Here is a 19,544-nt window from a genome sequence, read left to right as displayed (position 1 = left end):
TCTATGGATAAACTATTGAAGGTAGCCTTGGTACAAACCGCACTGGTATGGGAAGACCCCCGTGCGAATCGATTGGAACTGGAAAAGAAATTAGGGGGGCTTGCTTCAGATGTTGACCTGATTGTGCTTCCTGAGATGTTTACCACCGGTTTTACCATGAATCCGCAGCACATAGGAAAAGAAGAAGGGCCCAAGACCCTTGATTGGATGAAAACGATGGCGCGACAAAAAAACGCCGCCATCACCGGTAGTTTGGTGTACTTCGATAATGCAGTCTATACCAACCGACTCTTCTTTGTAGAACCTGATGGTACAACTTCGGTCTATGATAAACGGCACACCTTTACCCTTGCGGGGGAAGATAAGGTGTACCATGCGGGCAATGAACGTTTATTGGTGCGTTATAAAGGATTTAGAATATGCCCGTTGATCTGTTATGATCTCCGTTTTCCCGTATGGGCCAGAAATACCGAAGACTATGATGTATTGCTCTATGTTGCCAATTGGCCGGAGCCTCGAATCAATGCGTGGGATGCTTTGTTAAAAGCACGGTCTATAGAAAATATGGCCTATTGCATTGGTGTAAATAGAATCGGGGCTGATGATTCGGGACATCAATACCCAGGGCATTCTGTGGTTCTTGACGGTTTGGGACAAGAGATGGTGTTTAGCACAACTGAAGAAGTCGTGACCGTTACCTTGTCGAAAAAACATATTAAGGAAGTTCGCGACAAACTAAAGTTCTTGAACGATAGGGATTCTTTTATTCTGGAAGAATAAAGGTTTGTTCCATTTCCCAATTGGCCCTTACCTCAATAATGTCGGGGTAGTAACTAATTTTTTCGGGTTGTCGTTTTTTAAGAAAATTACCGGTATCCCATTTCCCGTTACCGTTGGCATCAAAAATGACCCGAATTAGGTATTTAGCGGGTTCAAGGTGGTTGAATTCAAAAACTTTTGGCTCGGTGGCTATAATTTCCCTTTTTAAGACGCCTTTTTCGTCGGTCAACTGAACGATTAAAGGGTAGTCTCCTCCTGTGATATTAAACCTCAAGTTTCCGTAATCGGCATAGCTTCCTGTAGATAGGTAATATGATATGGTGTCATTCGACTGTCCGAATAAATCGCTGATGGCCCCGGGAAGAAGGTCCAATTGGTAGCTTTGGTTCGGTTCAATGGTAAAATCGATATCTATTTTATTCTCTACCGTGTCTAACTCGGTTTTGAAATTGACGGCAAGCGAATCTTGGTCCGTCATGAAAAATAGGGTTGAGTCGATTGTGGTGATAGGGGTATTGGCGGCAATGTAGAAAGGGTCGCTGAAATTGAGTGTGCCGTTCTGATTGGGGCGCAACTGTAAAGAGTCAACACCTACTTTTCGACTCTTTACGGTAAAGGTGTCTATTACTTTTAATTTTTCGTTGGTGGCCGTAAACACGATAGAATCCATTTCATAGGGCGTAAACCAAAAATTAAGGGTGTCTTTGTTTTTTTCCTTTAATATTTTGGTCTTTACGGTATCGGGCAAGACGGTTAAGGGCTTGATCTCGACCCCGGAGGCATCCCCGTAATAACCGAAAATGATACGGTTTTTGGCCACTAAACTCGGTACGGACATACTGTAGTTGGGTACTTCCTTAAACAGGGTCAACACATAGGTAGAATCTGTGGGAAGGGTGATCGTGTCTTGAAGAAAGGCTATTTTGTCTACGTTTTGATCGAAGATGTTATTTTTTGCCTCGTCTTTTAGGGCAAATAGTTTGTACTGTCCTTCCTTTAGGTTTTTCAATCTAAAAATAACGGCACTGTCCAAGGTATTGGTGATGTAGTTGGGCGGTTTTTTAAAGATGGTAGAATCGGTATAGGCCGTATCGATTTTGTAGAGCATCACACTGATGAACTCGTCCGCTTTTTTCTTAAAGGCATCTTTTACCGCACCCGTAAGGGCAAGGGAATCGATATAGTCTCCCGTGGAAAAAACATAGGTTAGAAAACTACTGGGATTGCCTTCGTTGTTGTCTTGAATACTTTGACCGAAATTTAAGGTGTAGGTGGTGTTTTCGTGTAAGGTGTCCTTGAATTTTATCTCAACATATTTACTGGCCCCGCCCTGTGGTGTTATGTCGGGTTGGTATTTTAGCGGAGGCGAGACGATCAATTGTTCCTGAATATCCTTTAACTTGATGAATTCATCAAAATAAAGACGAATACGACTGGCCTTAAAGTTGGTAGTCATACTGTCGGGCTCCGTCTTGGTAAGCGTAGGTGGGGTAATATCTTTCGGGCCACCGCTCGGGCTACCTCTTCGCGCGCACTGCCACAATACCGCAACGATTAAAAATAAAAATAAAAAAGACACAAAACGACGCACCATATTGCTCAACTATGACACAAAGAAACAACTAATTTTTCTTAATTCCATAACTTGTGTACTACGGCCATACTGGCTACGTACAAGGTGGTTCCCGGCGCTTTGGCCAGTGCCCGGGCGCACAGTTCCATAGTGGCGCCAGTGGTGATTACGTCGTCTACCAACAGAATATGTTTGTTCTTGATGAATTCAATATCGGTTACCGTGTAAAGCATCTTGTCGCTTTGCCATCTCCCGATTCTACTTTTTTTAGTCTGGGTTTTGGTGTTTGCGGATTTGACCAAAATATGGTCGACATAGGCCGTTTTAAGATGAAAGGCCAATCGCTTGGCGAAGGAGGCAACCTGGTTATAGCCGCGTTTCTTTAGTTTTTTTCGATGTAGTGGAACAGGTATGACCATGTCGATGGTATCGGTGAGCTCGTGGTTGTCTTTCAAGATTTGCCCGTACCAATCCCCGAGAAATGTGCCTATTTGCTCTTGATTTCTGTACTTTAGGTAGTGAATCAGTTCGCGGACGATGCCCCTGTTTGAGAAAAAAAGCATAGAACTGGCCTTTTTTATGTTAATTCTACCGTAAAATATACGGTCTACGGGGTTTTCATCGTTAAAAGAATAATCGGTAAGCGGCAAATCGTTTCGGCAAATGGTACAGAGGAGTTGCTCTCCTCCGTATAAATGAGCATTACATCCAAAACAGACCCGTGGAGCTAAGATTGAATTGATATCATTTAGTATATTTGTTAACATTTTAAACTTCAATTTCTTAGCCAAACCAAGCTTACCATAAAAGCCCAACACGCCCCAATGGACGTTCAAGATACTAAATTCAACTATAAAATAATACTTACTGCATTGGTTGCCGTTATAATAGGCATTTTGATAGCCTTTTATTACAGCTATGCCCAATCAAGAAGTCAAATTGCCTTTTTGGAGCAAGAAAAGGAACTGCTTGTAAAAGATTTGACCTTAATGAAGACCGACGTAGATCGGCTTTCGGCACTTAACGAGGTCAACGAAATAGAACTGGAAAGCTCTAAATATAGGGTGCAACAATTGTTGGATTCTGTTGGGAGGTTAAACTTTACGGTAGAGAAGCTAAGGGAGTACAAAAGCGAACTTAGGCGCTTAGAGGCCAAGAACGATAGCCTGAAGTTAAAGAACAACTTCTTGAAATATAACAACATGGTGTTGTCCGAGAAGTATCAAGAAACCAAAAAACAGATAGAGTTACTGCGCGGGAAGAGCAGTTCTTTGGCCGAGGCCGAGGCCATGCAGCGAAAAAAAATAACCGAACTGAACAAAGAACTTAAGGCGAAGCGATATTTGGCCTTGAACAATCCCGAAGGAAGCGGTTTTCGCTTGCGTTCGGGCAAACCCATAAAGACCAACAAGGCCTCCTTGATCGAAAAATTACGCGGCTGCGTTACTGTAGCGCCCGATGGCAATGAGCCTAATTCGGAAAAAGTCATCTATTTCCAGTTTTTGGATCCCAATATGCGCGTACTGGAAGATAATGCCAATACCATTTCGGTCAACGGAAACATTTACAGCAAGAGGGTGCAGTTTTTATTCAGTGGCGAAGAGACCAATATTTGCGACTTTATTACGCTTCCTCAAGGCTCTCTGAAGGAAGGGGTCTATAGGCTGAATATTTTTGAAAATCAAAAACTCCTCACTTCATCCGAATTTGAGCTAAAATAAATTTTCTGACATTGGGCTAATATCCTATTTTTGCCGCATGGCAAAACAAGAAGACGATTTTAAGAAAGTAATATCCCATGCAAAGGAGTATGGGTACGTATTTCAATCAAGTGAGATTTACGACGGACTTAGTGCCGTTTACGATTACGCACAAAACGGTGCGGAACTCAAAAAAAATATAAGGGAGTATTGGTGGAAAGCCATGGTTCAGCTCAACGACAATATTGTCGGGATCGATGCGGCCATATTTATGCACCCCACTACTTGGAAGGCTTCAGGACACGTTGATGCTTTCAACGACCCATTGATCGATAACAAAGACTCCAAAAAAAGGTATCGTGCCGATGTATTGGTTGAAGACCATGTGGCAAAAATCGAGGCCAAAATAGAAAAAGAGGTGGCTAAGGCGGCCAAACGCTTTGGCGATAAGTTTGACAAGGAACAGTTTTTGGCTACCAACCAAAGGGTAGTCGATTACCAAGAGCAGGCCACTGCCATTTTGAAAAGATTGGGCAGGTCTCTCGAAAACGAAGACCTTGCCGATGTTAAGAAGTTGATAGAGGAATTGGATATTGCCTGCCCTATGTCAGGTTCAAAGAACTGGACCGAGGTAAAACAGTTTAACCTTATGTTCGGTACAAAATTAGGGGCAACGGCAGACAGCGCCATGGATCTGTACCTTCGCCCCGAAACCGCACAGGGTATTTTTGTCAACTTTTTGAACGTTCAGAAAACCGGACGGATGAAAATTCCTTTTGGAATCGCACAAACCGGAAAAGCCTTCCGAAACGAAATTGTTGCCCGTCAGTTTATATTCCGCATGCGCGAATTTGAACAAATGGAAATGCAATATTTCATTAAACCGGGTACGCAGCAAGAGTGGTACGAAAAGTGGAAGGAGAATAGAATGAAGTGGCACCTTTCATTAGGTCTTGGTGAAGATAACTATCGTTTTCACGATCACGAAAAATTGGCCCACTACGCCGATGCCGCTGCAGATATAGAATTCCGTTTTCCATTCGGGTTCAAAGAACTGGAGGGAATTCACTCACGAACCGATTTCGACTTGTCTAGCCATGAGAAATTCTCAGGAAAGAAACTTCAGTATTTTGACCCGGAAACAAGGGAAAGCTATGTGCCTTATGTGCTAGAGACTTCCATAGGTCTTGATCGTATGTTCTTGGCGGTCTTTTCAAACTCTTTGGTCGAGGAAGAACTCGAGAACGGATCAACTAGAACCGTACTTAAGCTTCCTGCGGTCTTGGCACCGACCAAAGCGGCTATCTTGCCATTGGTAAAAAAAGATGGTCTTCCCGAAGTGGCCCACGAAATTATTGAAGACCTGAAATGGGATTTTAACGTCACTTACGATGAAAAGGATGCGGTAGGACGTCGTTATAGGAGACAAGATGCCAATGGTACTCCTTTTTGTATTACCGTCGATCACCAGACCTTGGAAGACCGAACGGTTACCATTCGTCATCGTGATTCTATGGAACAAGAACGTGTGTCCATTTCTAGCTTAAAAGAAATTATTCATAAAGCCGTAGATATGAAGACCTGGCTTATGAAAATGCAGAAACTCTAGAGTTTCAGCTTAAGGTTAAGGCCCCCGTACCAATTTCTTCCGTTTCCAGGGTAGAAGTATCGGGGCTCCCTTCCTCCAAAACCGGTAGCGTTTATAAGTACCGATTGGGCATATGCGGTATCGAAGATATTGTTCACGCCCAAGTTTAGGCCTAGGTCCAAACGGTCTGAAAACTGCCTTCTATAGCCTATTTTCATATGTGCTAGTTGAAAAGGGGCACTGTATAGGGTGTTGGCGTCCGTCAATGAAATTTTATCCACATACTGGTAGGTCGTGTTCCAGAAGAAGCCGTTCTTGAGCTGAATTTGCAAGCCAGAACTAATTCGGTGTTTTGGTACGCCGGTCAAGGGGTTTCCCGAATAATCATTGTCGCCGTCAATGAATTCCATAAAACTAAAATCGCTGAGCGTATAGTTGAAAAATGGGCGTAGACGTAGCTGGCGACCTATTTCTATGGTGTAGTTCAACTCTGAGTCGATACCTTGGTGTCGGGTACTTCCGGCATTTTTTCCAATATATTGGTCTTCGCCAATGCGTTGGTCTACCAATAAGTTTTTTATGTTCATACGGTAGAGGGCTATATTGATGTAGAGTTTCTTTTTTAAGAAATAAGTATCTCCGCCCACTTCATAGTTTGTACCCGTCTCTTGGGCAATATCTGGGTTGATAACTCCATCCGGGGTCAGTGATTTTTCTAAACTGGGGTTCGAGAACCCTTTACTTATATTGGCAAATATATTTAAGCCTGAGGGGAGGCGATAGTTTAGGTTTAGGCTAGGGAGGGCAATGGTATTGAAATCTCGTTTTGCACTTTTGTTTTGGCTTCCTAGGTTGAACTTATCGCGAAAATCATAATGGGTCTTGTTGATATTCAGGCCGAATTGGGCCTTAAAAGCTTCCGAAAGGGCCAGTGTGAGCGTTCCGAATACGTTGAATTGCCTTCTGAACTCTTTGTTGTCGCTAATGCGGCTTCCTTCTAGGCTTCCCTTACCGTTGTTTTCCTCGTATAAATTTTCAATTGTGGCCCACTGGTATTCATCTTTGTAAAGCTCTCCTCCAAAAGTGTATTCGGCTGGGCGCCGAAGGAGGTCGAATGTTCCATAAAACCGGGTTCTGAAACCATAGCCGTTCGTAATTTCATCTAGAATATTGAACGGTCTGGGTTCGTAGTGGTCGAGATAGGTGTAGAAGATGCTAGTACTGTTTTTGAGATGGGGGCTGAGGTCATGGGTGTACGACAGGCCTGCCAAGGTGTATTTGTTGGCTTCGTAGCCTTGGGCGGCATTCCAAGTGAAATCGGCTTGTTTGGGATTTGTTTCAAAGGCCGTTTGGCCCAATGAACTTGGAATTTCGGCGGAATAATCGATATGGTTCAGTAAGACGGAAATCTTTTGGTTCGGTTTGATTTTATAGGAAGCGTTTAAAAGGATACCGTCTCTTTCGAAGGCATTGTTTTCACGATAGCCATCGTTTTCCATATGTCCATATTGTAACTGAAGGGAAAGTTTGGAATCGGTATGTGAAAATTTGAGGTTGTCTTTTAGAAGTCCGTAAGAGCCCACGGTAAGTTTGTTGTTCAAGAAAGTGATATCGGCGTCGCTTTCTTCGGAAACAAGTATGATGGCACCTCCAAGCCCTGCGCCATAAGCCGTGCCCTTGGGCCCTTTTATAACTTCAATGGCCTCTAGGTTTTCAAGGTCGTAGGCTTCAATGGTAGAGGCTCCTGTGCCATTGGTAATGGGAATATCGTTGTAGTAGAGGTGTAGCTTGTCCGTACCGAATTGTGAGCGGGCGCCAATGCCCCTAATAGTAATCCTATTGGTATTGAGGGCTCCGGAAAGAACAAAGACCCCGGGAATTTGATTGATGGCCGACACCATGTCTACCGGACTGTAATTTTGAAAGGTTTTTGGTCCGATCAAGCTGGAGGCTACTATGCCTGTGGCGTTCTTGACGGTGAGGGTGTCGGTCAGTACAATTTCATCAAGTATCGTAACACGGTCTTTTTGAACGTCGTCTTGTGCGTGAATATGAAGAGGTAAAAGGAAGGAAAGGAAAACAAAAAAGAGATGCTTCATAAAGGCTTTTGTTGTGGGAAAAGTAAAAATAGGAAACTTAGCGGCCATCTTTGTCAACAATGTGTATTTTCGTAAAAAGCATACCTGTGAAAATAATTTCTTATAACGTAAATGGCATTCGAGCCGCATTGAACAAAGGTTTTTTAGATTGGCTGCAAGCCGTAGATCCCGATGTAGTCTGTCTACAGGAAATCAAGGCCATGGAAGAACAATTGGACCTTTCGCTTTTTGAGGAGGCGGGCTATAGTAATAACTACTGGTTCAGTGCCCAGAAAAAAGGTTATAGTGGTACTGCGATTTTATCAAAGAAACAGCCTGATGCGGTTCAGAAAGGGACAGGTATCGATTATATGGATTTTGAGGGGCGCAATATCAGGGCCGATTTTGGGGATATATCCATCATGAGCATGTATTTGCCCTCGGGGACCAACTTGGCGCGTTTGGAACATAAACTCATGTATATGGCCGACTTTCAGAAATATACCGATGAACTTAGAAAGACCCACCCGAACCTTATTGTTTTGGGTGATTATAATGTCTGTCATCAGGCCATAGACATTCATGATCCGGTGCGCAATAAGAATGTTTCGGGCTTTTTGCCAGTCGAGCGTGAGTGGATCGGTAATTTTATGGATAGCGGTTTTATCGACAGTTTTCGTCATTTTAATAAGGAACCCGATAATTATACCTGGTGGAGTTACCGCGCCAATGCGAGGAACAACAATAAAGGGTGGAGGTTAGATTACGGAATGGTGGCCGAACCGTTGAAAGATAGGCTAAAGCGCTCCGTGATACTTTCAGAGGCAAAACACAGTGATCATTGCCCCATTTTGGTCGAGGTGGAAACGCCCTGATGGGGGGCTTTTAGGTCTACTAAGGAAGACTGTGTGTATTCGAATTTTCGGAAACATGCGATTCGCTTTGTTTGCTAACCTATGAATTGCTTAAATTTGAGACTTTTTCAATCAATACCCCAAAGAATACATGGAATATACTACTTTGCCCCACACCGATATTGAGGTCAGTAAAATTTGTCTCGGCACTATGACCTGGGGCAACCAGAATACGGAAGCGGAAGGTCATGAGCAGATGGATTTTGCCTTGGATAAAGGGGTCAATTTTTTTGATACGGCCGAATTGTACCCGGTTCCTGCGCACCCAGACCGTCATTCCGATACCGAAAAGATCATCGGTACCTGGTTTAAGAAAAATGGCAATCGCGATAAGGTGATTTTAGGAACCAAAATTGCCGGAAAGGCCGATTTTACGAAATTTATCAGAACCACAGGCTTTACACCTGACTCCATCCGTAGTGCGGTCGATGCCAGTTTAGAGCGTCTTCAGACCGATTATATCGACCTTTATCAACTGCATTGGCCGGAAAGGAATACCAATTACTTTGGAAAAAGAGGGTATACGCACGATGTTTCCGACCATTGGGAAGATAACATTCACCAAGTTCTTGAGACCTTGCGAGATTTGATACGCGAAGGAAAGATCAGGCAGGTCGGGATTTCGAACGAAACGCCATGGGGAACCATGCGTTTTTTAACCGAAAGCAAGGTGCATGCCAGTTTGCCAAGGGCGATTACCATTCAAAACCCCTATAGCCTGTTGAACCGTCAATTCGAAGTGGGACTGTCGGAAATATCCATTCGCGAGAAAGTCGGACTTTTGGCTTATTCCCCTTTGGGTTTTGGTACCTTGTCAGGAAAATATTTGGGAGGTATGCAGCCGGCCACGGCAAGAATTACCTTGTTCCCCAATTATAAGCGGTATAGTAGCGAGCAGGCGGTAAGGGCCACTGAAAAATATCATAAACTGGCCCAAGAACACGGGCTCTCAATGGCACAAATGGCTTTGGCTTTTGTAAATACACGACCGTTCGTTACCAGTACCATCATCGGTGCTACCTCAATAGAGCAGTTAGACCAAAATATAGCAAGTATAGACTTGACCCTAAGTGAAGAGGTGCTCAAGGGCATAGATGAAATACATAACGCCATACCCAATCCGGCACCCTAAACCGTAATTATGTTTTTTTTAAAAGTAGGCCTCGGGCAATTGATCGTAATCGTTGCGGTAATCTTGATTATCTTGGTTACTGCCCGTATACTCCGCGATAAGCGATAGAGGAAGATATAGTTTCGGGATTAGCCGAACAAAGCGCTGACCATGTCTTCGATTTTTGAAACGAGATGGATTTCGATTTTCGTGTTTTTCAGGGTGATTTTGTTATTCTTGGAGACATAGATTGATGTGAAGCCAAGTTTTTCCGCTTCCGAAATCCGTTGGTCGACCCGTTGTACGGGCCGTATCTCGCCTGCAAGTCCTACTTCCGCAGCAAAGCACACCCCTTTTTCAATGGGTATATCCTCGTTGCTCGATAGTATGGCGGCGATGACCGCAAGGTCTATGGCAGGGTCGTCTACAGATATCCCTCCGGTAATATTCAAAAAAACATCTTTCGCCCCCAATTTGAATCCGGCCCTTTTTTCAAGTACAGCCAATAGCATATTGAGCCGTTTGGCGTTATAGCCCGTGGTAGAGCGCTGAGGTGTACCGTAGACGGCCGTACTCACCAAGGCTTGTATTTCTATCATCAGGGGGCGCATACCCTCTACGGTGGAGGCTATGGCCGTTCCGCTTAATCCTTCGTCGTTTTTGGAAATCAATATTTCGGAAGGGTTGTTGACCTGTCTGAGTCCTCCTCCCTGCATTTCGTAGATGCCTAGCTCGGCCGTTGACCCGAAGCGGTTCTTCAGGGCCCTAAGAATGCGGTATACGTAGTTGCGGTCACCTTCAAACTGCAATACGGTGTCGACCATGTGTTCCAGGATCTTTGGTCCCGCAATAGAGCCGTCTTTGGTAATGTGGCCAATTAAAATGACGGGGGTGTTGGTTTCTTTGGCAAACTTGATGAGTTCAGCAGTGCATTCACGTACCTGCGATATGCTTCCTGCGGCCGATTCTATATAATCGGAATGAAGGGTTTGAATGGAATCGATGACGACAATGTCGGGTTCGGTGGCCTCTATTTGCCTGAAAATGTTCTGGGTCTTGGTTTCTGTTAAAATGAAACAGGTTTCGCTATTGGGGTGGATCCTATCCGCCCGCATTTTGATTTGTTTCTGGCTTTCTTCCCCTGAAACATAAAGCGTTCTGTACGGAAGTTTTAGTGCGATCTGCAAAAGCAAAGTACTTTTACCTACGCCGGGTTCGCCTCCCAGTAAAACCAATGCCCCTGGAACGAGCCCCCCTCCAAGAACACGGTTGAATTCTAGGTCAAAAGTGTTTAGGCGAAGCTCCTTGTCCGTGCTGATTTCGTTGACACGTAAGGGTTTGGCTATTTTTGAAACAGTTGTAGTGTTTGCCTTCCAGCTTGTTTTTTCTTCCTTTTGAATGACTTCCTCAACTACGGTATTCCATTCTTTACAAGCGGAACATTGTCCCACCCATTTGGCGTACTGAGTGCCGCAGTTCTGGCAGAAAAAGGCTGTTTTTGTTTTGGCCATACTTAGTTTTTAAGTTGGCCTTAAAGGTAAAACTTTGTTTGATATTTGCGGGGTGTACCTTGTTGTTATTTAGTATCCGAAATCAGCCTTCAAGGCATCGATTTTTTCCAAGGCCATCTCTTTGGTCAAGAAATCTATTTCATCCATGGCAAAGGCCTTTTCAAAGGTTTTGAACGCTTTTTTGGGTTCGCCGATCTGCTCGTAGTATTCACCCTCAAAATAGAAGCCCATCATGGTTTCCGGAAACTCTTTTTTACAAAGATCGGCAAGAGGTTTTAAGGATTCTACGTCTTCCTTTTTTCGGCATGCGGCGTATATGGCCATGATGTCGTTAAGGTCTACTGTTTTTTTGAATCCGAATAAATCTTCTATGCTTTGATACTTGGTCTCTAGATATTGAAATGCAGGATCTTCGGAAGTCAATATTTGCGTTTTATACTCTTTTGGACTAATAGGCTTGAACATGCCGAAAATGTTGTCGAATGCTTTTCCTAGTCCGTAAGTGGCTATAGAAATATGGTCGGCGCCTTCGTATTGTAGAAAAGTGTAATGGAGCGATTCTTTGTCAATGGCCTTAATGGCCTTGTCCATTTGAAGAATGCGCGGGGTGTTTTCGTTTTTCTCGGTTTCGACTATTAGCTGATAGAATATCTGTTTGTCAAAAGAGGCCAAGCGAGCGGGCACCCTAGTTTCCATTTCGGGGGCCAAGTCGGGAGATATGTTTATATAGGCGTTGAAGAGGGAACTCTCTTTAAATAACCAGTAGTTGGTGAAATTGGCCGTAATATCATATCCGACGATCATTTTGAACGGGGCTGTGCTATAAGTGAGGTCGAGGAAGGGTATCATTTCCATCCCCAAAAACTCAAAGAAATTCTTGGCTTTTTCAGAAGGGAGTCCGGTGTCGGGTTCATAGGCGCAATCGTCAAGGCGAATGCTCTTCTTGCCTTGTTGTATACCTACGATGATACTGGCGGGCATACCGTGGAATTTATTGTAAAACTTAGCGTTGGCCACTACCTGGTCGAACAGGTATTCGCCATCCAGTACCACGATTAGAGGGTATTTTTTTTCTTTGTCGTAATCTTCTGGAATGTAGTATTTTACATCTCTTCGTTCTTGTAGTTTGAACGATTCGAAAATCTCTTGGGTAACCTGGGCATTCAGGCTAGCGCATAGTAGGAATGCAAAAAAAGTAAGTTTGCGTAACATGGTTTAGTTTTTGGGTACAACGAAACCTTATCGGTTTCTGTTGAATAACGGTAATACCAGAAAAGATATTGCCCCAAAAACTACGATCATGAGAGTTTGTGCGATCCACATAATCCAACCGAAGGCATCGCCCGATACGGCGCTGATGCCAAAAATGGCCAATGCACTGCTCACGGCAATGGGGTAAAGGCCTATACCGCCATTGGTGGCGGTCATTGCGAAGGAGCCCGCTACAAAAGCAACCATAAGCTGGCTCAGTGATAAATGTATGGTTTCGGGCACGGTAAATTTAATTACCCACAGCATACCGACATAACAAGCCCAAATGAAAAGGGTGTGGAATACGAAGGCCCACTTTTTTTTCATTTTAAAGATGCTAAAAACACCTTCCATCAGTCCCTTGATAAAGCCTTTGATCTTCAGGGCGATCCTATGTGATGATTTTTTTATGAAAATAAAAAAGAGAACCAGTCCGAACAGTCCCGCGCCCATTAAAAGCAGCAGTCCTTTTAAGTTAAATCCTTTGTTTTGTAAAAAGCCTAGAATGCTGTCGGTCTGCAAGAGTAAGGTGAGGCCAATAAGCATTAACAGCATGATGACATCTATGACCCGTTCGGTTACAATGGTGCCAAAGCCTTTTTCGAAGGGTACGTCCTCGTAAGTGGTCAAGGCGGTGGCCCGAAGGATTTCCCCGGTTCTGGGGATGCCTAAATTTGCAAAATAGGCCATTAGGATAATAAAAATGTTATTGATGATTTTGGGCTTGTACCCCAAGGGCTCCAGTAGGTAATTCCAACGTACGGCACGGGAAATATGCCCGAGTATGCCGAGTACGATTGAAATGCCGACCCAGAAAAGGTCCGCGTCCTTAATGTAATATAATATCTGCTCCCTGTCTTCTGGTGAAGTCTTGTAGTAAGAGTACCAAACTAAAAAAACTCCCAAGGCTATTGGGAGTACTGTTTTTAGTGTTTTTTTGAGTTTTTGGTTCAAGTCTACTTCAACAAATTAGTCTCTTCATTGGGGAAAACCAACGCGGGGTTGAACGTTTTGGCTTCTTCGATATCCATACGTGCATACGTAATCAGAATAAGTATGTCGCCTACGGCTACCTTTCTGGCCGCGGCCCCGTTCAGTGTAAGTTCTCCACTGTTTCGTGGGCCCGGTATGGCGTAGGTCTCTAGGCGTTCGCCATTGTTGTTGTTGACGATCTGTACTTTTTCGCCACGAATAATATTGGCGGCATCCATCAAATCTTCATCAATAGTTATGCTGCCGATATAGTTCAGGTCGGCCCCGGTAACTTTTACACGGTGTATTTTAGATTTTACAACTTCTATTTGCATGTGACAAAGATAATTAATTATAGGGCAATATTGTCTATAAGTCGGACTCCGCCAGCATAAACGGCGATAAATGCCCTATATTTTAGGTTTTCGTTTTTTATTGTAATCGGACGTAGCGTGTTTACATCGGTTATTTCTATGTATTCCAGTTCTAGGTCTTCGTGTTGGTCAAATTCTTTCTTGACCCAATCCACTACATAACCAGCACTTTTCGTGCCAAATTTTTCCTTGGCAGCAAGTAGGGTGCTGTAGATGAACGATGCCTTTTGTCGCAATTCGGGCGATAACCTTTCATTGCGCGAACTCATGGCCAGTCCGCTAGGTTCCCTGACAATCGGACAGCCTATGATTTCTACGGGTATTTGTTGCTGTTCGACCAGTTTTCTGATAATCTGTAGCTGCTGGAAATCTTTTTCGCCAAAATAGGCGCGATCGGGTTTTACGAGCAAAAGAAGTGCCTCTACTATAGTGCCTACGCCATTAAAATGGTCTTCTCTAAAGGCACCTTCCATAACTTGGTCCAATCCTTCAAAATCATAAGTCTTGGCTTTGACGTTCTTATCGTAGACTTCTTCGGCCGATGGGGCGAATATGATGATGTTTTCGGAGGTAGCTGACAGTAGGTCGAGGTCGGCCTGCAGCGTTTGTGGATATTTTTCTAGGTCTTCTTTGTTGTTGAACTGGGTGGGGTTTACAAAGATGCTCACCACCACGGTCTCATTTTCGGCAATGGCCTGTTCGACCAATGATACATGACCTTTGTGGAGTGCTCCCATGGTAGGAACCAATGCTAAACGGTTCGTTTTTGGGAGTGCTGAAACGTGCTCGGTCAGCTCTTTTTTCGTTTTGAATACCAACATAGGTTTGTTTTAAAAGCGAGCAAACTTACTATAATTACGGCTAATGTGCATAATTTTTGTAATTTTGCACGCACGTTGCACCAAATACATAAAACATTGCAAATATGAATGGTAAAAAGATATTGTTCGTATCATCGGAGTTGGTACCCTATCTTCCGGAGAACGAAGTTTCCCTAATGTCTTATGAAACGCCAAGGATGGTCAACAGCAATGGTGGCCAAATTCGCATATTCATGCCTCGGTACGGAAATATTAATGAGCGAAGGCATCAACTTCACGAAGTTATACGTCTGTCAGGGATGAATCTTGTGATCAACGATATCGATATGCCGCTTATTATAAAAGTCGCTTCCATACCGAGAGAGCGTATTCAGGTGTATTTCATAGACAATGACGAATACTTCAAGCGAAAGGCGACCTTTACCGATGCTGAAGGCACTTTGTTTCCAGATAATGATCAGCGCGCCATCTTTTTTGCAAAGGGTGTAGTTGAGACCGTCAAGAAATTGAATTGGTCTCCCGATATTATCCATGTCCATGGTTGGATGGCTTCTTTATTGCCATTGTACCTAAAGAAATACTATGCAGACGAACCTTTGTTCAATGCCAGTAAAATTGTGACATCGGTATATGGTAAGTCCTTTGAGGGCGAGCTTGATTCCGACATGATCAAAAAAGTGGCTTTTGACGGTATTGCCGAAGAAAGTATAGCTCCGCTAAAAACTCCTACATATAATAATTTGTTAAAGGTTGCTGTAGATCATTCCGATGCCATTATTTTAGCGGCGGAAGATATTCCAGAAGATTTACAAAGCCATATATCCAACCTTGAAAAACCTGTGTTGCCGTACGTTACCCTTCAAGAATTTGAAGAGGCATACGCCAATTTTTATAACACTGAAGTTTTAAATTAGCCCGAATGATTTTTTTGAACAGATTGAAGCTCCCTGCGCTGGCAGTAATAGTATTTGTCACCATTTTTGCATCATGTGAAGAAGACTTGACAACCATCGGCTCGGGCGTAGTCGGGGGTGAACCGTTCAAAAATAATAAGGCTAGCTACGATGTCTTTGCCTATAATAAAAAAATAAAGGCCGTATCTGCGAACCGGTTGGCCATTTACCAATTAGGTGTATACGATGATCCCCTTTATGGGAAAACCGAGGCAAGTGTGACCTCTCAAGTGTTATTGCCCAGTGCGAACCCTATTTTTGGTTCGTATACCCAGGAACAAGAAGAAGAGGAGGATCCGAGTTCCGTTTTGCAGATTCCCGAAAATGAAACGATCGATTCGGTGTATCTTTATATTCCTTTTTTGACCAACCCTTCAGGTGATGCCGATTTAGACGGACTTATAGATGCATTGGATAAAGATCCAACGGATCCCAATAGCGATACCGATGGCGGTGGTCTTACCGATAACCAGGAAAAAACAAAAGGTTCGAACCCGTTAGACCCCAATGATGACGAAGACGATGCCGATTTTGTAAAGGACCAGTTTCGTAAGGCTTTCGATTTGGACAGTATTTACGTAGGTGGAAAACTGTACGATGAATTGGAAGATCCGGTGCCTAGCTTTAACCTGAAAGTGCAGCGGTCTACATTTTTTATGCGAGACCTGGATCCTTCGGCTAATTTTGAGGAAGCGCAAGAGTATTATTCAAGTCAGGAATTTGCGCCGACTTTTGTTGATGAAGTGATTTATGATAGTGCCGAGTCGGAACCTATCGTGGTCAGTTCAAAGCAGATTCAATTGAAGAAGCGAGACGATGAATCAACTGAAGATGTTGATGAATCTACCCAGTATAGTTATTTGTCGCCTGGTATCCGCGTGGCTTTGGACAAAGATTTTTTCCAGGAAAATATCTTGGATAAGGAAGGGTCGACCGAACTCTTCAGTCAAAGCAATTTTAAGGAGTTTTTACGAGGCTTGCATTTTTCGGTTTCCGGAGTGGAGAGCGATGTTATGTTCTTGTTCAACATAAGGGCGGCGAACATTACAATTTCCTATAGTTATGATAGTGCCGATTCCGAGGGGAATGTTACTCCTCAGGGTAAGCAAAAAGACGTTGTCTTGGGCTTTGTAAGGGAATCGTATAGTTCTCAGGGCCAGCTTACCGGAATAGATGGTAATGCGGTGAATACTTTCGTTAATGAGGCTTATCCTACTGAAATAGCGGAAAGTCTTGATACGGGCGAAAATGCATCGAAGATTTATTTAAAGGGTGGAGCGGGTAGTTTTGCCGAAATCAAATTGTTCGATAGTGCAGGTAGTCGCGAGGTAATCGATGAGATCAAGTCTAAAAATTGGATTATCAATGAGGCCAATCTTGTATTTCATGTGGCCGATGATAATCTAGGGGAAGAGCCTAGCCGACTTTATTTGTACAATATGGATACCAATACCGGACTGCCTTTGTCGGCTAGTGATGCTGATGGTCAATCTGCTGAATATGACGGGTATTTGGTCAAATCGAATTCAGATGGGAGTTCTACGTATACGATAAATATTACCACCTACCTTAATAGTTTGGTGTCGGGCAGTGCCGAGAATGTGAGCTTGGGACTTACCGCTACGGCCAATGCGTTTATTACGGCAACTGGCAATGCAATGCTAGAGAATGGTGGCGAACAACAATTACCCGTGGCAAATACCTTGACACCTTTGGGTACCGTTCTTTACGGTAGCTCGGTCGACGGTGCTGACTCCGATAAGAAATTGGAGCTTGAAATTTTCTATACTGAAACCAACTAATTGTTTTTAAGTCGACTACGATAACAATAACTCGTGAGTTTGTTGATATGGGGCATGCTTTTTGCTTTATCATACCAATTAACGATAAATTACGTTTTATAGGAGTATTCTGAGGGGATTTGGGCAGCATCCATTACATTTGCGCCGAAGTATATGTATTTCCCCAACTTTAATTAACTTAGATAGTATGTGTGGAATAGTAGGTTATATAGGTCATAGAGAGGCTTATCCGATTATAGTAAAAGGTTTGCAACGTCTTGAATATAGAGGTTATGACAGTGCCGGTGTTGCAATCTTTGACGGCGAAAAAATAAACTTGGCTAAGACCAAGGGTAAGGTGGAAGACCTTAAGAAAAAGGCGGAAAGTACCATTTCATTAAAAGGAAATCTAGGTATAGGTCATACACGTTGGGCTACCCATGGGGTACCCAACGACATCAACTCCCACCCACATTATTCCAATTCGGGTGATTTGGTAATCATTCATAACGGAATTATCGAAAACTACGAATCGGTAAAGAAGGAGCTCACCAAAAGGGGCTACACTTTTGAATCGGATACCGATACCGAAGTTTTGATCAACCTGATCGAAGAGGTGCAAAAAACCGAAGGTGTTAAACTGGGTCAAGCGGTTCAGATTGCGTTGAACGAAGTGGTTGGCGCATACGCCATTGCCGTTTTTGACAAAAAGAAGCCCGATGAAATCGTGGTGGCCAAATTGGGAAGTCCATTGGCAATAGGTGTTGGCGACAATGAGTTTTTCATTGCTTCCGATGCTTCACCCTTTATCGAGTTTACCAACAATGCCGTATACCTTGAAGATGAGGAGATGGCAATTATTCGATTGGGAAAGGAAATCAAACTTCGTAAAATAAAGAATGACGCCGTAGCGTATCCGAATATTCTTGAGTTGAAAATGAACCTCGAGGAAATTGAAAAGGGAGGTTACGATCATTTTATGTTAAAGGAAATTTACGAGCAACCAAGAGCTATTTTAGATACGTATCGAGGAAGGTTACGTGCATCGCAGGGTCTTATAAAGATGGCGGGTATTGACCAAAACCTTGAGAAGTTCATGAATGCCAATCGCATCATTATTGTGGCGTGCGGTACCTCATGGCATGCAGGTTTAGTGGCCGAATACATTTTTGAAGATTTGGCAAGGATTCCTGTTGAGGTCGAATATGCTTCTGAGTTCAGATATAGAAATCCGGTGATTACCGATAAGGATATTCTTATTGCCATATCACAATCGGGAGAGACGGCAGATACCTTGGCCGCCATTAAATTGGCTAAAGAAAAGGGAGCCTTTGTTTTCGGTGTATGTAATGTAGTAGGTTCTTCTATTGCACGAGAGACCGATGCGGGTGCTTATACCCATGCCGGTCCTGAAATCGGGGTGGCTTCAACTAAGGCTTTTACGACCCAGATCACGGTACTTACCTTATTGGCCTTGAAATTGGCGAAAGAAAAAGGAGTGTTTTCCGAGTCTAGGTTCCATGAGTTTTTGACCGAGCTTGAGACCATTCCGGCTAAAGTAGAGAAGGTTTTGGAGAGCAACGCCCTTATAGAGATCATTGCCGATGTGTATAAAGATTCTACCAACTGCCTCTATTTAGGTAGGGGGTATAATTTCCCAGTGGCCTTGGAAGGAGCGTTGAAACTTAAGGAAATTAGTTATATCCATGCCGAGGGGTATCCAGCCGCAGAAATGAAACATGGACCTATCGCGTTGATTGATGATCAAATGCCGGTTTTCGTTATTGCTACTAAAAAAGGGCATTATGAAAAGGTGGTCAGTAATATTCAAGAGATAAAGTCGAGAAAAGGAAAGATAATCGCCATAGTTACTGAAGGTGATACGCAGGTGACCGAACTCGCCGATCATGTGGTAGAAGTTCCAGAGACCCTTGAAAGTCTTTCTCCCTTATTGAACACCATTCCATTGCAATTATTGTCTTATCATATTGCCGTTATGCGTGGCTGTAATGTAGATCAGCCTAGAAACTTGGCAAAATCGGTTACTGTAGAGTAGGCGCTTAAAACCATATAATTATCAGCATTTAACAGGCCTTGACGTACGTCAAGGCCTGTTTGTTTTGGTAAATATGTAATT

Annotated in this window: 16 protein-coding genes; 8 read left to right on the top strand and 8 right to left on the bottom strand. The window is 43.4% G+C overall.

Annotated elements, in window-relative coordinates:
- The first annotated feature begins 3 nt into the window (after positions 1-3).
- Positions 4-780: an amidohydrolase gene (locus B4Q04_RS02320; protein ID WP_013992789.1), complete on the top strand. Its 777-nt coding sequence runs from the start codon at positions 4-6 to the stop codon at positions 778-780.
- Here B4Q04_RS02320 and B4Q04_RS02315 read toward each other — a convergent pair.
- Complete coding sequence (locus tag B4Q04_RS02315) at positions 764-2,323, bottom strand: Ig-like domain-containing protein (protein WP_317042101.1); 1,560 nt, start codon at positions 2,321-2,323, stop codon at positions 764-766. The genes B4Q04_RS02320 and B4Q04_RS02315 overlap by 17 nt on opposite strands.
- 89 nt (positions 2,324-2,412) lie before the next feature.
- Complete coding sequence (locus B4Q04_RS02310; RefSeq protein WP_013992787.1) at positions 2,413-3,120, bottom strand: ComF family protein; 708 nt, start codon at positions 3,118-3,120, stop codon at positions 2,413-2,415.
- Positions 3,121-3,177: 57 nt separating this feature from the next.
- Here B4Q04_RS02310 and B4Q04_RS02305 point away from each other — a divergent pair, with 57 nt between their 5' ends.
- Both B4Q04_RS02305 and B4Q04_RS02300 read left to right on the top strand, forming a co-directional pair.
- Complete coding sequence (locus tag B4Q04_RS02305) at positions 3,178-4,074, top strand: hypothetical protein (RefSeq protein ID WP_013992786.1); 897 nt, start codon at positions 3,178-3,180, stop codon at positions 4,072-4,074.
- A gap of 37 nt (positions 4,075-4,111) precedes the next feature.
- Positions 4,112-5,662: a glycine--tRNA ligase gene (locus tag B4Q04_RS02300; protein WP_013992785.1), complete on the top strand. Its 1,551-nt coding sequence runs from the start codon at positions 4,112-4,114 to the stop codon at positions 5,660-5,662.
- Here B4Q04_RS02300 and B4Q04_RS02295 read toward each other — a convergent pair.
- The gene (locus tag B4Q04_RS02295; RefSeq protein ID WP_088696370.1) at positions 5,659-7,740 is read right to left on the bottom strand and encodes a TonB-dependent receptor family protein; all 2,082 of its coding nucleotides are present in this window, start codon (positions 7,738-7,740) and stop codon (positions 5,659-5,661) included. The two genes, B4Q04_RS02300 and B4Q04_RS02295, sit on opposite strands and share 4 nt — an antisense overlap.
- Positions 7,741-7,826: 86 nt before the next feature.
- On the opposite strand from B4Q04_RS02295, the gene B4Q04_RS02290 reads away from it, so the two are divergent.
- Positions 7,827-8,594 (top strand): exodeoxyribonuclease III, encoded by a 768-nt coding sequence (locus tag B4Q04_RS02290; protein ID WP_088696369.1) that lies wholly within the window; start codon positions 7,827-7,829, stop codon positions 8,592-8,594.
- A gap of 130 nt (positions 8,595-8,724) precedes the next feature.
- On the top strand, positions 8,725-9,765 hold the full coding sequence (locus B4Q04_RS02285) for an NADP(H)-dependent aldo-keto reductase (protein WP_013992781.1): 1,041 nt from the start codon (positions 8,725-8,727) through the stop codon (positions 9,763-9,765).
- A gap of 128 nt (positions 9,766-9,893) precedes the next feature.
- Here the strand turns inward: B4Q04_RS02285 and radA are convergent, their stop codons facing one another.
- The 5 genes from radA to panC all read right to left on the bottom strand — a co-directional run bounded on the left by radA (position 9,894) and on the right by panC (position 14,673).
- Positions 9,894-11,255 (bottom strand): DNA repair protein RadA, encoded by a 1,362-nt coding sequence (gene radA / locus B4Q04_RS02280; RefSeq protein WP_088695885.1) that lies wholly within the window; start codon positions 11,253-11,255, stop codon positions 9,894-9,896.
- 69 nt (positions 11,256-11,324) lie between these two features.
- A complete protein-coding gene (locus B4Q04_RS02275; protein ID WP_013992779.1) occupies positions 11,325-12,467 on the bottom strand; it encodes an alpha/beta hydrolase in 1,143 nt (380 codons plus the stop codon).
- 27 nt (positions 12,468-12,494) lie between these two features.
- The gene (locus B4Q04_RS02270) at positions 12,495-13,460 is read right to left on the bottom strand and encodes a lysylphosphatidylglycerol synthase transmembrane domain-containing protein (RefSeq protein ID WP_013992778.1); all 966 of its coding nucleotides are present in this window, start codon (positions 13,458-13,460) and stop codon (positions 12,495-12,497) included.
- Between the two features lie 2 nt (positions 13,461-13,462).
- The gene (panD, locus tag B4Q04_RS02265) at positions 13,463-13,813 is read right to left on the bottom strand and encodes an aspartate 1-decarboxylase (RefSeq protein WP_013992777.1); all 351 of its coding nucleotides are present in this window, start codon (positions 13,811-13,813) and stop codon (positions 13,463-13,465) included.
- A 17-nt stretch (positions 13,814-13,830) separates the two neighbouring features.
- The gene (panC, locus tag B4Q04_RS02260; RefSeq protein ID WP_013992776.1) at positions 13,831-14,673 is read right to left on the bottom strand and encodes a pantoate--beta-alanine ligase; all 843 of its coding nucleotides are present in this window, start codon (positions 14,671-14,673) and stop codon (positions 13,831-13,833) included.
- Between the two features lie 104 nt (positions 14,674-14,777).
- On the opposite strand from panC, the gene B4Q04_RS02255 reads away from it, so the two are divergent.
- From B4Q04_RS02255 to glmS, 3 genes are all read left to right on the top strand, one after another.
- Positions 14,778-15,587, top strand: coding sequence for a glycogen/starch synthase (locus B4Q04_RS02255; RefSeq protein WP_013992775.1), 810 nt, complete (start codon positions 14,778-14,780; stop codon positions 15,585-15,587).
- A gap of 5 nt (positions 15,588-15,592) precedes the next feature.
- Positions 15,593-17,428: a DUF4270 domain-containing protein gene (locus B4Q04_RS02250; RefSeq protein WP_088695884.1), complete on the top strand. Its 1,836-nt coding sequence runs from the start codon at positions 15,593-15,595 to the stop codon at positions 17,426-17,428.
- Positions 17,429-17,615: 187 nt separating this feature from the next.
- Entirely contained in the window at positions 17,616-19,463 is a 1,848-nt protein-coding gene (gene glmS, locus B4Q04_RS02245; RefSeq protein WP_013992773.1) for a glutamine--fructose-6-phosphate transaminase (isomerizing), read from the top strand.
- Positions 19,464-19,544 lie beyond the last annotated feature (81 nt).

It is taken from the genome of Zobellia sp. OII3 (genome assembly GCF_002211465.1).
GTDB lineage: Bacteria > Bacteroidota > Bacteroidia > Flavobacteriales > Flavobacteriaceae > Zobellia > Zobellia galactanivorans.
This window is presented reverse-complemented; position numbering and strand designations above follow the sequence as displayed.